The sequence below is a fragment of the Sphingomonas sp. J315 genome (genome assembly GCF_024666595.1).
Classification (GTDB): domain Bacteria; phylum Pseudomonadota; class Alphaproteobacteria; order Sphingomonadales; family Sphingomonadaceae; genus Sphingomonas.
This window is the reverse complement of record NZ_CP088296.1, coordinates 947,385-960,913: the sequence shown is the minus strand read 5'-3', so window position 1 is coordinate 960,913 and position 13,529 is coordinate 947,385. Positions and strand designations below refer to the sequence as shown.

The window sequence follows — 13,529 nt, the reverse complement described above, 5'->3', positions numbered from 1 at the left end:
GAGGCGGCCAGCTGAGCGCACCTAATCGAGCAGCGTGTGTAGGCTCCACTCGGTTCGCACGCCCAGCACCAGCGCGTCGGCCACGCCGGGATCGGCAGAGGGACGACGGACATAATGGGCGCTTGGCTGGATCGCGAGCCAGGGCGTGACCTCTGCGCGATAGGTCAGTTCAAGCGCCACTTCCGATGCCGCAGTCCCGTTCGTTGCGCGATGGGAATCGGCGGTGAAGGCGGCGGCGATGGCGATGCCGAACGAGTCCGCCTCGCGGCCCTTGACCCAGCCGGCAAAGCTGAGCCCGCCGCTCAGGAAACGGTCGAACATGTTGAAGCGACTGCTTGCGACACCGGCACGGATGAAGCCGTCCAGCGTCCCGTCGTCGCGCCGCGCAAGCGGCAGCTGTGCGCGGATATAGCTTCCCGAATTTCCGGTCTCCGCCCCGGTCCCGTCGCTACGTTCGAACGCAGCCGTATAACGCCAATGGCCGAGCAGCAGCTTGCCCCCGGCGAGCGGTGCCTCGACCTCGCCGACCAGCAGCGCACCATCGCCACGACCCAGCTTCACTGCGGTCCGTCGGGGCCGCGCGGGATCGCCGGGAACGCCGTCGAGTATCGCCGCGCGGACAGTCCACCCCTCCGCCGGCGCAAAGACGACGCGCGCGGCGAGCGAGGTCGATGGGAAGATCGACGGCCCATTCTGTCCGCTCTGGGCGAAATCGGTGCCGATGCCGTGCGGGCTGCTCACGAACAGCCCCGATGCATCGAGCGCATCGAATTCCGAATTGAGGTCGTACAGGCCGACACGGAGCGAAACGCTGTCGCCGAATTTCTGGTCGATCCACGCTTCGTACAGCCGGATCGCGCGCGTGCCGGTTTCGATGTTGCTCACCGCCTGCGCGTCGCCGACCAGATCGCTGATCGAATTGCCGTTATTGTAGAGGCCGTAGAGCCACATTTGCGCGCCAGTCCAGCCGACCATCCGCTCGAGATCGGCGTCGAACACGATGTCGAGATTGTCGAGGTAGCGCGCGCCCCGCTCGACCCCGCCTGCGACATTGCCCATCAGTTCGGCGGTATAGACCAGCTCAAAATTCCACGGCTTGTTGTCGCCTTCCTTCGCGGGGAGTTCGCGATGGGTGTGCGTCTGCCCCTCGCTTTCGTCACGCGGGGCGTCGAGCGCAGTCAGGGCAAGGAGGGGAAGCAGCATGGACATCGCCTTGGTACAAGATCGGGGGTTCAGGTCGCGCGGCGCGGCTTGCGGCGCTTGAGCCAGAGCAGCACGCCCGCGACGATCATCGTGATCAGCCACAGGCCGATCGCGATCGACAGGATGCGTCCCACCGTCCCGCCGGCTTCGCCGGTGTGGATCGCGAACAGCGCGCTCATGAACTGGTTCGCCGCGCTCGCCTCGCCGATCGGGAAGATGCCGCGCACCTGCCCGTTGTTCGCATCGACGAGCACGTAGCTCCCTCCATACGCCCGGCGGAGTTCGCCCGGAGCACGCAACCGCACGCGGTATGTGGCATCGTCGGGCTTCGGCCAGACGACCTGTGTCAGCGTGCTGCCCGGCAGCGCGGCAAGACCCGCGCGCGCCGCGGCGGCAAAGCCGATCGGTGCACCTGTCGGCGTGACTGTGGGCATCGCGACGGGCTTTGCACCGACCAGATCGCCGACGCCGTCCTCGAACTTGAGCATCGTTCCGGTCGCGGCGATGACGAGCGCCGGGATGCCGACCCACAGCCCCAGCGCACGGTGCCAGCTATACAGCCGCGCGGCTGCCGGTCCGCGCGTCGCGGGTCGCAATGCGCGCCCCCACGTTCCACGCTTCGGCCAGGCGGCGGCGATTCCAAGGATCAGGTTGGTACACAGCAGCACGCCGCTGATCGACACCAGCCAGCCGCCCCATTCGCCCAACAGGTCGTGGTGAAATCCGACCAGAAAGCCCATCAGGCTCTCCTCATCGGGCTTTGGCGCATGCAGGACGGTGCCGTCGCCGGCGATGCGCGTCGAGGCGCTGGTCCCCTCAGCATCCACGACATAGACATTGTACCGATCCGGTGCCCCCGCAGCGGTCCAGATCGACGCAGCCTTGCCCCCTCCGGCACCAGCGCGTCGATCCGCCGCTCGATCGCGGCAAGGTCGGTCGGGCGGTGGATGGACGATATGCCCGCGTCGGTGATCTCCCAGTGAAAGACGATCAGCACGCCGGTCAGCGCCTGCAGCAGCCAGAACACCGCCGCACCCAGGCTGAGCCAGCGGTGCAGCGTGAGGATCGGCCGACGGTGCGGCGGCGCAGGAGTCGAAACGGTCATGCGACCCTGTCTGGCCGAAGGAGGTGGACCGCCAAACCTCCACTTTCTGGAAGTGTCGGGGACCAATACGCGACCTCCAACGGTCCCGCAGCCTGTCGGGTCTTGGCCCCTGCGGCATCGTGAAGAAGCGGCTAATTGCCGATCAAACACTGGAGGAAGGCAGATGCTGCCGTTGCTGGAGAGGATCAGGGTCGTCGAGGTCGGCGCGGTCGTGCTTGGCCCCTATGCGGGTCAGATCCTCGCGGATCTGGGCGCAGAGGTGATCAAGGTCGAGCCGCTGGAAGGCGACATTGCTCGGCACGCGCATCCCGCGGGTGCGGGCGGCGGGGCGCTGTTCGTCAACAACAACCGTAACAAGAAGATGCTCGCGCTCGACCTTAAATCACCGGACGGACGCGCGGCGCTGGCCAAGCTGCTCGAACGCGCGGATGTGCTGTTCCACAATATGCGCGTGGATGCGGCGGAGCGACTGGGGCTTGGCTTCGAGACGGTTGCCGCGATCAACCCGCGCATCGTCCATTGCGCAGCGATCGGCTTCGGCCAGCGCGGGCGCTATCGCGACCGGCCCGCCTTCGACGACGTCATCCAGGCGGCGAGCGGCATAGCGGGCCTTGGTACCGCGACCGGTGGCGATCCGCGCTTCGTGCCGACGATATTGGCGGACAAGGTGGCGGCGCTGCACGCGGTATATGGCATCCTCGCCGCGCTCGTGGCGCGGGCGAATGGGCGCGCTGGGCCGTTCAAGGTCGAAGTGCCGATGTTCGAGGCATTGGCCGCATTCCTCCTCAACGAGCATCTTGCGGCGGCGACCTTCGATGCCGGTGGCGCGGTCGGCTACCCGCGCATCCTGTCCCCCAACCGTCGCCCGTTCCGCACGGCCGACGGGTGGATCGCGGTGCTCCCCTATACTGACCGGCAATGGCGCGCATTCCTGGGAGAGGTGGGGCGTGAAGACGTGATCGCGCAGGATTGGTTCGCTGATCCGCGGCAGCGCCCCGCGCATATCGACCAACTCTACGCGCTGGTCGCCGAAACGCTGCCCGCGCGCACGACCGACGCGTGGATTGCGGCGCTTGGGGAGCGCGACGTGCCCTGTTCGCGCGTCGCCAGGCTGGGCGATCTGCTGACCGATCCGCATCTCGAAGAGATTGGTTTTTTTCGATGTGCCGGCGGGGTATCCCGAGGGGGTTGCACGGGCCCTGCCGCAGCCAGTGTTGTTCGAGGGGGTGGCAATCCAACCCGACATGCCGCCCCGCCCGCTGGGGGCCGACAGTCGTCAACTACTGCGTGATTGTGGGCTGGAGGAGGAGCAGATCGACAAGCTGATCGCGGCAGGGGTGGTGGGATGCCGTTCCTAGCCTGTCACTCCCACCCCTCCGGGACATCGCGCCTCCCTCCCTCTCCGATTGGAAGGCGCGAGGGGGAGGGGGTGAGCATCAGCCCAGCTTCTCCGCCACGAACCTCGCCCCGTCGGCGATCGCCTCCCGCGCCACCGCCGCCACCGACATCGCCTCCAGAAAACTGTGCGTCGCACCCGGATAGAGCTTGTCCGCAGTCTCCACCCCCGCCGCGCGCAGCAGGGCGGCCATCGCCACCGATTGTTCGGTCAGCAAGTCGCATTGCGGGATGACGAGGAACACCGGCGGCATCCCGGCCATGTCCGCAAGCAGCGGGCAGACCAGCGGATTGGCGCACTCACGCGCCATGTCGGTCAGGTAGTTGGCATAGTAGGCGATGGCCTCGTCGCGATCGAGGTTGGAGGCCGGGCCGCCAAAATCGCGCTCTGCATCGTCGGAAATCAAGTTCGAGAAATAGCCGTAATTGGACAGGATCGCCCCGACCAGCCCGTCCGCGCCCCGGTCGCGCAGGCGCAGCGCAGTGGCGAAGCTCAGATTTGCGCCCGCCGAATCCCCACCCATCGCCAGGCGGCTGCCGTCGATGCCCAGTTCGTCGCCATGATCGCGCAGCCACAGCATCAGCGCTTCGATCCGGTCGAGCGCGACGGGATATTTGTGCTCGGGCGACAGCGGGTAGTCGACGCCAACTACCGCGAACCCGCCCGCCGCAGCATATTCGCGCATCAGTCGGTCGTGGGTGTCGATGCTGAACAGCGTGAACCCGCCGCCATGCAGATAGACCAGGGCGGGCGCGGGGGCCGACGCGCCTTCCGGCAGATAGACCCGGATATGGAGCGACCCGGCACCCGGATCGAATACCCGCTCCACCGTCCGCGCCATCGCCGGCCCACCCTCGGCCCAGCGCGACCGCACCGCTTCGCAGACCGCGCGCTGGCCGGGATAGTCGAGCGATGCGAGGGGCGGGTGCGCTGCCCAGCGCGCAGACATTTCGTCGAGGAAAGCGCGGATCTCGGGGTCGATCGTCACGGGTTGGGCAGCCACTGGGTTTCCTTCTCTTCGCCCGCAAACCAGGGCGCGGGCAGTTTCCGCCGCTGCGGCCAGAGTTCGTCGAGCGTGTCGGCGTCGAACAACTGCCCGCCGCGCATCACAAGGCTGACCGAGCGCGTGTTGCGGATATCGGCCAGCGGGTCGCGGTCGAACACCACCAGATCGGCATATTTGCCGACCTCCAGCGTGCCCATGTCGTTGAGCCGCCCGATGACCTCGGCCGCGCCCGCAGTCGCCGCATGGAGCACCGCCATCGGCGTCATCCCGCCGAGCACATGGGCCTCCATTTCGTAATGATAGCCAATGCCCGGATCGTCGCCATGTGCCCCCATCCCGACCGGCGCCCCCGCTTCGGCCAGGCGCGCCGTATCCCGCGCCAGCGCCGGCGCGCGGCTGGCGGCGAGCGAAGACCAGTCGCGTTGCGCCAGCTTCGACGCGATCGTCGCGGGGGGCCAGAAACGGCGGACTTTGGGATCGAGCGCGGGGTCGTATTTCGCGACGAAATGATGTCGAGCCGCCGGGCCGCTGGTGTTGACGAGCAGGGTCGCGACATAGCTGGTGCGGGTCAGCGCGAACAGCTTGATGACATCCTCCTGCAGTGGCGCGACAGGAAGCGCATGCTCGCTGCCCGCATAGCCGTCGAGCAATTGCGTCAGGATCAGCTTGGGATTGTGGCTCCCCTCGGTGGTCGGGATCAGCCCCTGCGCACGCGCCTCCATCGCAATCCACTGGCGCACCGTCCGGCTCTCGCCGCGATATTGCTTGATGTTGGTCAGACCCCAGGCTTCGCTATAGCGGCGCAATACCGCGCGGACCTGTTCCTGCGACGTGAACCGTTCGCGTGCGAAGATACCGGGGCCGGTCGAACGCAGTCGTGGCGCGACCATCAGCCCGGCGTCGATCAGATCCTGATACGCAATCTGGTCGATGCTCAGCGTCGAAGGGTCGAACGCAGTGGTTACGCCAAAGGCGAGCCGCGCGCGCATCGACGTATCTTCATAGGCAATCGCATAGCGGCGGATCGAGCCGATATGGTCGTGATCGTCGATCAGTCCCGGCGCGACCGTCTTGCCGCCCAGCTCACGCTCCGGCGTTCCGGCGGTCACGGCGAAGCTGTTGCGCGGACCGATCGCCGCGATCCGGTCACCGGTGATCAGGATGTCGGCATCCTCGATGATGCGGTCGCCCCCAGCCATCGTCAGTGCGCGCGCACCGCGCAGCAGGATGCTGCCCTGCGGTTGGGCGCGCGGCAGTTCGGCGATCAGTTCGATATGGGTCGTTGGCACCGCCGCGGTCGCACCGGGCAGCGTCTGCAGGAAATTGCCCACCGACCAGACCAGCGCGCCATCGCCGCGCCAGTCATAATAATTGGCCCCGATATCGGTGACCTGTCGCGCGGGGCTGTCCACTGCAGCGAGATCGACCGGCTTCTCCGGATCGGCGGGGACGGGCAGCAGATACAACTGCTCGCGCGCCTGCGCCGCCAGCCATTTGCCGTCCGGGCTGATCCGGATATCGTCCATCTTCGCTGGCGCTTCGGTGAAATAATAGTTCTGGGTCAGCAGCCTGGCCACGTCGCGCTTCGTACCGGTGGTGAGGTCGATGGCGACGAGCCCGTCGTCGCTGATCAGATGCACGACACCCGGCGCAGCGCGGGTGAAGTGCGGGCGCTGGCCGAGATTGCCGCGCGCGACGACCCGCGCCGCGCCGCCGCTCGCGGGGATCGCGACCAGCTCGCCGGGCCGGATCGGCGACACGATATAGCCGCTCAGCTGTCGCGCCGCCGCCGCCGAGCGTACCGCCACCACGCTCCGCCCGTCGGGGGTGAAGGCGGGCCAGGTGTAGAAAGCGGACAGCGTACTCAGCTTCACCGGCGCGCTCCTGCCGTCCGCCGCGACGGTCCATATCGCCCCGCCGTCACGTTCGCTCCAGGTGACATAGGCGATGCGCTTGCCATCGGGGCTCCAGCCGGGCTGGGACGCAGGGTCGCCGGTGATCGGCAGGCGTAGCGACGACCCGCCCGTAACCGGCTGAACATAGATGCTGCCGAGCGCGGCGAAGGCGACACGCTTTCCGTCCGGCGACGGGCTCGTCCCCATCGGCAGCCTGGCGCGCACCGGCCCGGTCGGCTCGCGCACCGCGATGCGGGTCGGCATTCCGACCTCAAGGTCCAGCTTAGCGGTGAACGGGATGCGCGATGCCGTCGAACCATCGACCGGACGGCGCTCGATCCGGCCATCGACCGCGATCAGGATCGCTTTGCCATCGGGCGTAAAGGTGTAGCGCGGGATCAGGTCCATCCACGCCGCGCCGTTCATCAGGTCGAGCGGTGCCGGGCCGAGATCGCGGTCGAGCCCGGTGGTCAGGTCGCGCACCCGCAACCGCGTCTCCGCCATCCGCCGCGTCGCATAGGCGAGCAGCCTTCCGTCGGGGGAGATTGCAGGGCGGAAGAAGGTTTCCTTCGCCGCCTCGCGCGCGCCCGAACTGGTGATGACCGGCTGTTCCGCGCCGGTTGCGATATCGCGTCGCACGATCGTCCACGCGACCGGCTGATCGAACGACATATCGGCGACGGTGCGCGCGTAGTAGAGATATTTCCCGTCGCGCGACGGCGATACGCCGAGCGTGCTCTGTTCGCCGCGCGCGGTCTTGATCGGCGCGACCAGCTCGCCCGGCCCGCCATCGACAGGGTGCCGCCACAGCTCGTAATGGCCCAGGCGGATGCGGTTGCGGCTGACATAGACCGACTTGCCATCCGCGCTCCATTCGGGCGAGGTGCGCACCGCGCCCTCGTCCTCGGACGTGATCCGCCGCGCGTCGCTGCCATCGGTGCGAGAAATCCAGACATTGTCGCCGCCCGACCGGTCGCTGACATAGGCGATCCATTGGCCGTCTGGGGAGAAGCTCGGCTGAACCTCGAACGCGATCCCCTGTGCGATCGGGGTCGCGCGGCCGCCAGTGATGGGCATGGCGTAGAGTTCGCCCAGCATGTCGAACAGGATCGTCTTGCCGTCGGGCGACACCGCCAGCGACATGAAGGTGCCGCTCGACACCTCATAGCTGAGGGTCCGGCGTTCCTTCATCGGCAGATCGTCCTTCGCCAGCGCCGGCACTGCCAGCGCGAGCAGCGAGACCACAGCCAACGCACCCCGAACCATGAGCTTCCCCCGCAACCGACCTGCCGATCCTAACCCGCCCATCGTCGGGCCGAAACGGGCCAAGTCCGGATTTTCGTGCGCGCCAATCACGTCAAATGCCCATGCGCGCGCGGCTCACGCATCCGCAGCGCGACGATGAAGGCGACCGCGCAGATGGCGGAGACATACCAGGCAAATGCCTGTTCATGCCCCTGTTGCTTCAGCAGCAGCGCCGCCCATTCGGCAGTCCCGCCGAAGATCGCCGAGGCGATGGCATGGCCAAGCCCGACCCCCAATGCGCGGACGCTGGCGGGGAACAGTTCGGCTTTGAACAGCCCGGAGACCGAGGTGTAGAACGACATGATGAACAGCGCGGCGAACACCAGCAGCCCCGCGCTCCACATCGACTGCGCGGTCGCGATCCCGCCGAGCAGGGGCACCGCGAACAGCGTCATGCCCCCTGTAAAGATCAGCAGGTTGGTCCGCCGCCCGATGCGGTCCGACAGGGTGCCGAGGATCGGCTGGAGCAGCAGGAAGACGAAGGTAACGACCAGCATCGTTCGGCTGGCGTCGGTCACGCTCATCCCCGCGGTATTGACCAGATATTTCTGCATATAGGTGGTGAAGGTGTAGAGGCTGACCGCTCCCGCAGCGCTCAGCGCCATCACCACCAGCATCGCGCGCGGGTGCCTGAGCAGCGCTCTGAGCGATCCGGCATCCTCGCCTTTGCCCGCCGGCTCGGCGGTCTCATGCATCAGGTTGCGCAACAGCAGGAAGCCGCCCGCGAGCACCGCGCCGAGCAGGAAGGGCAACCGCCAGCCCCATTCGCGGATCGCCTCCTCGCTCATCGCCGCCTGAAGCCCGAAGATGACCAGCAATGCGAAGAGCTGCCCGCCGATCAGCGTGACGAACTGGAACGAGGCATAGAAGCCGCGCTTCCCGGGTTCCGCGATCTCCGACAGATAGGTCGCCGCCGCGCCATATTGGCCGCCGGTAGAAAATCCCTGCATCAGCCGCGCGACCAGAAGCAGGGCGGGTGCCGCGGCGCCGATCGTCGCATAGGTGGGCAGGATGCCGACGAGCAGCGATCCAGCGCCCATCAGGACCACCGACGCGATCATCGCCGCGCGCCGTCCGCGCCGGTCGGCATAACGACCGAAGAACCAGCCCCCCAAAGGCCGGATCAGGAATCCGGCAGCATAGATTGCGGCGACGTTGATGAGTTGCGCCGTTCTGTCTCCCTCGGGAAAAAAGGCCGAGGCGAAGTAGAGCGCGGTATAGGCGTACGCGTAAAAGTCATACCATTCGATCAGATTGCCGACCGATCCCGCGACAGCGGCGCGCGCGCGCGTCCTGCGGTCGAGCGGCAGCGGGTGCGCGGGGCGCGTGTCGAGCGGGGCGTCCCCGTCAGCGGGCACGCCGATCATTCCGGGAATTCCGGCCATCTTTCCTCTCCTGAACGGGCGCGCGGCGAACACCGGCCTGCCCGTGGCTGTTATCCGGCGAGTTCGCGCGAGCGCGCCGCTGCCGCATCGACGACCGACTGGACGAGCCGGTCGATCGCATCGTCCTGATCCATCTGCACAAGGCCTGCAGCGGTGGTGCCGCCGGGACTGGTCACCTGCCGCCGCAACTCGGCCAGCTCGGCCGGGTCCGCGCCTGCCAGCGCCGCCGCGCCGGTAAAGGTCGCACGCGCGAGCTGCATCGCCAGATCGGCAGGAAGCCCCGCCTGCGCCCCCGCCTTCGCCAGCGCTTCTGTGAAGCGGAAGAAATAGGCCGGACCGCTCCCCGATACCGCGGTCACCGCGTCGATCTGACGCTCGTCGTCGAGCCACACCACCGGGCCGGTCGGCGCGAGCAGTGCGTTGACGGTGGCAAAATCGCTCATCCGCACATCGCGCCCCACGACCGCCGCCGTAATCCCCTGCCCGATCGCGGCGGGGGTGTTCGGCATGGTCCGCACCAGCCGCCCGCTGTTCAGTGCGTCGCCGAGCCCCTGCAACGTGATCCCGGCCATGATCGACACGAACAACGCATCGCGCGCCGCCAGCGAATGCAGCGCTCCCCCGATCGCGGGAAAGACCTGCGGCTTGACCGCCAGCACCACGGCAAGATCGCTACTGGCTTCGACATCGGCCAACGCATCGACCCGCTCCGCGCCCTCGGGCAGATCAGCAGCCAGCGGATCGAACACCAGGACGCGATGCGCGCCCGCCCAGCCGCGCGCCATCGCGCCGCCCATCCGTCCGCACCCGACCAGCAGCACATCCATCAGCGCGCATCCCTGTAGCGTTCGGCGAGGACGTCCTGGCGCGACCGGTTCGATACCTCGCGCCCCTCGATAATCACCCGCACCGCGATGCTCGACGGCTCGAGCGGGTCGCCGTCCCACACCACCAGATCGGCGTCGGCACCGGGGATGAGCGTGCCGCCGCCCCGTCCCCAGATCGCCAGCGGCGCAGTGGTGACTGCGCGCAGCCCCTCGATCCAGCTCAGGCCGTTTGAGACCGCAAGTCCCGCGCCCTCGCGCAGTGCCATGCCCGCATTATAGTTGCTGTGGATCGCGCCGCCCGCCTGACCGATCGCGATCGCCACGCCCGCACGGCGGAGCAGGATCGCATTGTCCTGACGCGCGCCGAGCTGGTCGAAGCTGCCAGGCAGATTGACCTGCGGGTCGAGCACTACCGCGACCTTCGCTGCCGCGAGTTCGTCCGCTGCGCGCCATGCTTCGGTTCCGCCCACGATCACCACCCGGATGCCGAACTCCCGCGCCAGCGCCGCCGCCTGACGGATGTCGCTCTCGCGATGCGTCTGGATCGCGAGCGGGACATCGCCGCGCAGCACCGCGCGGATCAGCTGCTCGCCGGCGCGCTTGCCCGGCGGCGGGCCGCCCCCTTTGCCCTTCCTGCCCTTGCCCTTTTGCGGGGTTGGCTCCGGGCGCGCGTCGAGCAGCGCCTTGCGCAGCGCGGTCCATTGCACTGCGCGAGATCCCAGCCTGTCCCACGCGCCGCCGCCGATCACTGCATAGACGCCGACATCGGCGGCGTCGCGGATATCGACCCCGTCGCGCAGCCGGACCATGCTCGCCTCGCCGCTGAACGGGGCGAAGCGCGAGGGCGACGGGTAAACCAGCGCGCGGGTGATGCCGTCGGCCCGCGCGAGGCTGACCAGCGTCGAATTTCCGTTGAGCGCGCTGCTCATGTCGAACCCGGCATTGCGCTCGTCCGCCGACGCCATGTCGCGGGTGTCGCCCGATCCGGACACTTCGACCAGCCCGATCTGGGTCGCGGCGTTGACGAAACCGGGCGTCACCGGCCTGCCGCGCGCGTCGATGACGCTCGCGCCTTCGGGCACCGCGCCACCCGGCGTGACCGAGACGATCTTGCCACCCGCAATCACGATTGTCGCGTCGCGGACCGGGGCATCGCCCTCCAGCGTCCACGCCTCGGCATGGGTCACGGCGATCGTCTGGGCCGAAACCGGCGCGGCGATTGCCAGCGCGATCAGCGATGCGGCAATTCTCATGGCTTCACACCCCCGCGCCCCGCCTCGAAGTCGGAGACCGGCCCCGTCGGCGGGCGGTTGCGATCATAGGCGACCGCGCCGTCGATCAGCACCAGATCGGCCTTGCTGTAGATGCTGAACGGATTGCCCGACCACAACACCACATCTGCCCGATAGCCCGGCGCGAGCGTACCGACGCTTTTGTCGAGCCCGAGCAGCTTTGCCGGATTGCTGGTCGTCCATTTGATCATCACTTCAGGCGGGGTTTCGATCCCGATGCGTCGCCCCGCCGCCGCCGCCTTTGCCGCGGCGATGTTGAGCCGCTGGCCATCGGCGGGCGAGTCCGAATGCATCATCACGCACACCCCGGCGCGCTCCAGCAGCGGGGCTTCGGCGCGCACTGCGTCCTGGGCCTCCATCTTGAAGCCCCACCAATCGGCCCAGACCGCAGCGCAGGTTCCCGCCTCACGCAACAGGCCGGGGATCTTGTACGCTTCGGTCGCGTGATGGATCGCGCCGATGGTGAAGCCGAACTCCTTCGCCACCGCCATCACCGACGCGATGTCGTTGGCGCGATAGCAATGGAAATTGACCCGGATATCACCCGCCAAAATCCCGGCCAGCGTCTCGAGCTTGAGGTCGCGCTCGACCGCCGCGCCGCGCTCCACCGCGCGCTTGTACGCCTGCGCGTCGAGGAAGGACTGGCGCATGAATGCGACTACGCCCTGGCGGCTGGTCGGGCCATCATTCTTGTCGTCGGCACCCCAGCTCTTGGGGTTCTCGCCGCACGCCATCTTGAATCCCTGGACACTGCCCACGGCCTTCATGCCCCACACGGTCGGCGCACGCACCGGCTTCACCACCACCGATCGCCCGGCAAAGATCGGGGTCGATCCGGGAAGGATCTGGATCGTCGTCACCCCCGCCGCCAGTGCGCGGTCGAACGCCATGTCCTGCGGGTTCACCGCCGTCTCGATCCAGGTGTCGGCGCTGTCGGGCGTCGCCACCTCCGACACGTCGCTCGCTTCGCGGTCGATCGCGGTAAGCGGGAGTACCCAGGTGCCGCCATGGCTGTGGACGTCGATCACGCCGGGCGTGACCCAACGGCCGTTGGCATCGACTTCACGCACGCCGGGATTGGCGATTCCCTTGCCCACAGCGACGATCCTGCCGCCGCGCACCAGCACGTCGCCGCCGTCGATCCGCCCGCCCGCGCCGTCGAGTATGGTCGCGCCGCGCAGCAGCATGTCGTCGGGCGCCGGGGTCTGATACCGGCTGGGGAACGGGTCGAGCGTCCAGGGTGCCACCGATTGCGCCCCCGCAATGGGCGCAGCAAGCAGCGCCATGGCCGCAACGCCGCACCCGATCCTGTTCCCCCGCCGCATCGCTCACCGCCCCCGGTTGAACCGGCGCATCCACGCCGCAATGTCGCCATCAGGCAGCGCATCGAGAATCGCGTCCAGCGTCGCCGAATCCTCGTCCTGCCCCAGCTTGAACTTGCCCGAGACACGGGTCACCCGTGCGCGAAACCCGATGATCCGGTCGAGCATCGCATGATAGCGCGGCCCCAGCTCCTCCACGCCCCAGGCCGCAGGTCTCCCCGCCTCCATCGCATCGACCAAAACCTTGAGAGACATTTCGGTCAAGGCGCTGTCGAATTCGACCTCCGCACCGATCGTCAGCTGCGCATAGTTCCAGGTCGGTGCCCAGTCGCGCCGTCCCGCATGTTCGGGACTGACATAGGCGTGCGGGCCGGTGAACAGCATCGTCGCCTGCGGATCAACGACCAGCGCGGCATGGAGCGGGTTGGAGCGCATCAGATGTCCGATCAGCTCGACCAGCCGCCCGGCATCGTCGAACACGCCGATCAGCGGCAGCAGGCTCGCTTCCATGGCTGCGGCCGGACCGCCGCAGACCCAGGCGAGCGGATGCGCCTCGACCAGCGCGCGAACATCGGCATCGCCGAACCGTTCGAACAGCGGAACCCCTGCCCCCGTCATGCCGTCCGCTTCACTCATCTGCCCCGTTACCCGTATCGAATGGCCCCCTTGTTTCCGATGACTGGGGTAGGGACAAGCACCAATTCATAAAAGGTCGATGGTCCACCGCCCGGTTGCGTGACCGTTTTATTGCGGTTAGCATTGGACCCGACATAGGCCAATTTATTGCAATGGA

Annotated in this window: 10 protein-coding genes; 1 reads left to right on the top strand and 9 read right to left on the bottom strand. The window is 67.7% G+C overall.

Translation table 11 applies throughout. From position 1 onward, the window contains the following. Window positions 1-21: 21 nt before the first annotated feature. Window positions 22-1,203, bottom strand: coding sequence for a carbohydrate porin (locus LRS08_RS05115; protein ID WP_257844654.1), 1,182 nt, complete (start codon window positions 1,201-1,203; stop codon window positions 22-24). Window positions 1,204-1,232: 29 nt separating this feature from the next. Further along, window positions 1,233-2,426 carry a PepSY-associated TM helix domain-containing protein gene (locus tag LRS08_RS05110; RefSeq protein WP_260481402.1) on the bottom strand — a complete coding sequence of 398 codons (1,194 nt, stop codon included), beginning with the start codon at window positions 2,424-2,426 and terminating at the stop codon, window positions 1,233-1,235. A gap of 45 nt (window positions 2,427-2,471) precedes the next feature. On the opposite strand from LRS08_RS05110, the gene LRS08_RS05105 reads away from it, so the two are divergent. Beyond that, window positions 2,472-3,599 (top strand): CaiB/BaiF CoA-transferase family protein, encoded by a 1,128-nt coding sequence (locus LRS08_RS05105; RefSeq protein ID WP_260481401.1) that lies wholly within the window; start codon window positions 2,472-2,474, stop codon window positions 3,597-3,599. Between the two features lie 145 nt (window positions 3,600-3,744). Here the strand turns inward: LRS08_RS05105 and LRS08_RS05100 are convergent, their stop codons facing one another. The 7 genes from LRS08_RS05100 to LRS08_RS05070 form a co-directional block, all read right to left on the bottom strand. Beyond that, window positions 3,745-4,707: an alpha/beta hydrolase fold domain-containing protein gene (locus LRS08_RS05100; RefSeq protein ID WP_260481400.1), complete on the bottom strand. Its 963-nt coding sequence runs from the start codon at window positions 4,705-4,707 to the stop codon at window positions 3,745-3,747. Then, window positions 4,689-7,871: an amidohydrolase family protein gene (locus LRS08_RS05095; protein WP_260481399.1), complete on the bottom strand. Its 3,183-nt coding sequence runs from the start codon at window positions 7,869-7,871 to the stop codon at window positions 4,689-4,691. Before LRS08_RS05095 ends, LRS08_RS05100 begins: the two co-directional genes overlap by 19 nt. A gap of 86 nt (window positions 7,872-7,957) precedes the next feature. Next, window positions 7,958-9,295 (bottom strand): MFS transporter, encoded by a 1,338-nt coding sequence (locus LRS08_RS05090; RefSeq protein WP_257844659.1) that lies wholly within the window; start codon window positions 9,293-9,295, stop codon window positions 7,958-7,960. 50 nt (window positions 9,296-9,345) lie between these two features. Next, entirely contained in the window at window positions 9,346-10,122 is a 777-nt protein-coding gene (proC, locus tag LRS08_RS05085) for a pyrroline-5-carboxylate reductase (RefSeq protein WP_257844660.1), read from the bottom strand. Beyond that, window positions 10,122-11,375, bottom strand: coding sequence for an amidohydrolase family protein (locus LRS08_RS05080; RefSeq protein WP_257844661.1), 1,254 nt, complete (start codon window positions 11,373-11,375; stop codon window positions 10,122-10,124). The genes proC and LRS08_RS05080 overlap by 1 nt, the downstream gene beginning before the upstream one ends. Continuing rightward, window positions 11,372-12,700 carry an amidohydrolase family protein gene (locus tag LRS08_RS05075; protein WP_257844662.1) on the bottom strand — a complete coding sequence of 443 codons (1,329 nt, stop codon included), beginning with the start codon at window positions 12,698-12,700 and terminating at the stop codon, window positions 11,372-11,374. Before LRS08_RS05075 ends, LRS08_RS05080 begins: the two co-directional genes overlap by 4 nt. A 42-nt stretch (window positions 12,701-12,742) precedes the next feature. Beyond that, window positions 12,743-13,372, bottom strand: coding sequence for an FMN-binding negative transcriptional regulator (locus LRS08_RS05070; protein ID WP_257844663.1), 630 nt, complete (start codon window positions 13,370-13,372; stop codon window positions 12,743-12,745). Window positions 13,373-13,529 lie beyond the last annotated feature (157 nt).

Bases quoted from the DNA above. Each gene is read 5' to 3' on its own strand.
- LRS08_RS05115 (WP_257844654.1), bottom strand. From the start codon at position 1,203: ATGCTGCTTCCCCTCCTTGCCCTGACTGCGCTCGACGCCCCGCGTGAC.
- LRS08_RS05110 (WP_260481402.1), bottom strand. From the start codon at position 2,426: ATGCCGCAGGGGCCAAGACCCGACAGGCTGCGGGACCGTTGGAGGTCG.
- LRS08_RS05105 (WP_260481401.1), top strand. From the start codon at position 2,472: ATGCTGCCGTTGCTGGAGAGGATCAGGGTCGTCGAGGTCGGCGCGGTC.
- LRS08_RS05095 (WP_260481399.1), bottom strand. From the start codon at position 7,871: ATGGTTCGGGGTGCGTTGGCTGTGGTCTCGCTGCTCGCGCTGGCAGTG.
- LRS08_RS05090 (WP_257844659.1), bottom strand. From the start codon at position 9,295: ATGGCCGGAATTCCCGGAATGATCGGCGTGCCCGCTGACGGGGACGCC.
- proC (WP_257844660.1), bottom strand. From the start codon at position 10,122: ATGGATGTGCTGCTGGTCGGGTGCGGACGGATGGGCGGCGCGATGGCG.
- LRS08_RS05080 (WP_257844661.1), bottom strand. From the start codon at position 11,375: ATGAGAATTGCCGCATCGCTGATCGCGCTGGCAATCGCCGCGCCGGTT.
- LRS08_RS05075 (WP_257844662.1), bottom strand. From the start codon at position 12,700: ATGGCGCTGCTTGCTGCGCCCATTGCGGGGGCGCAATCGGTGGCACCC.
- LRS08_RS05070 (WP_257844663.1), bottom strand. From the start codon at position 13,372: ATGAGTGAAGCGGACGGCATGACGGGGGCAGGGGTTCCGCTGTTCGAA.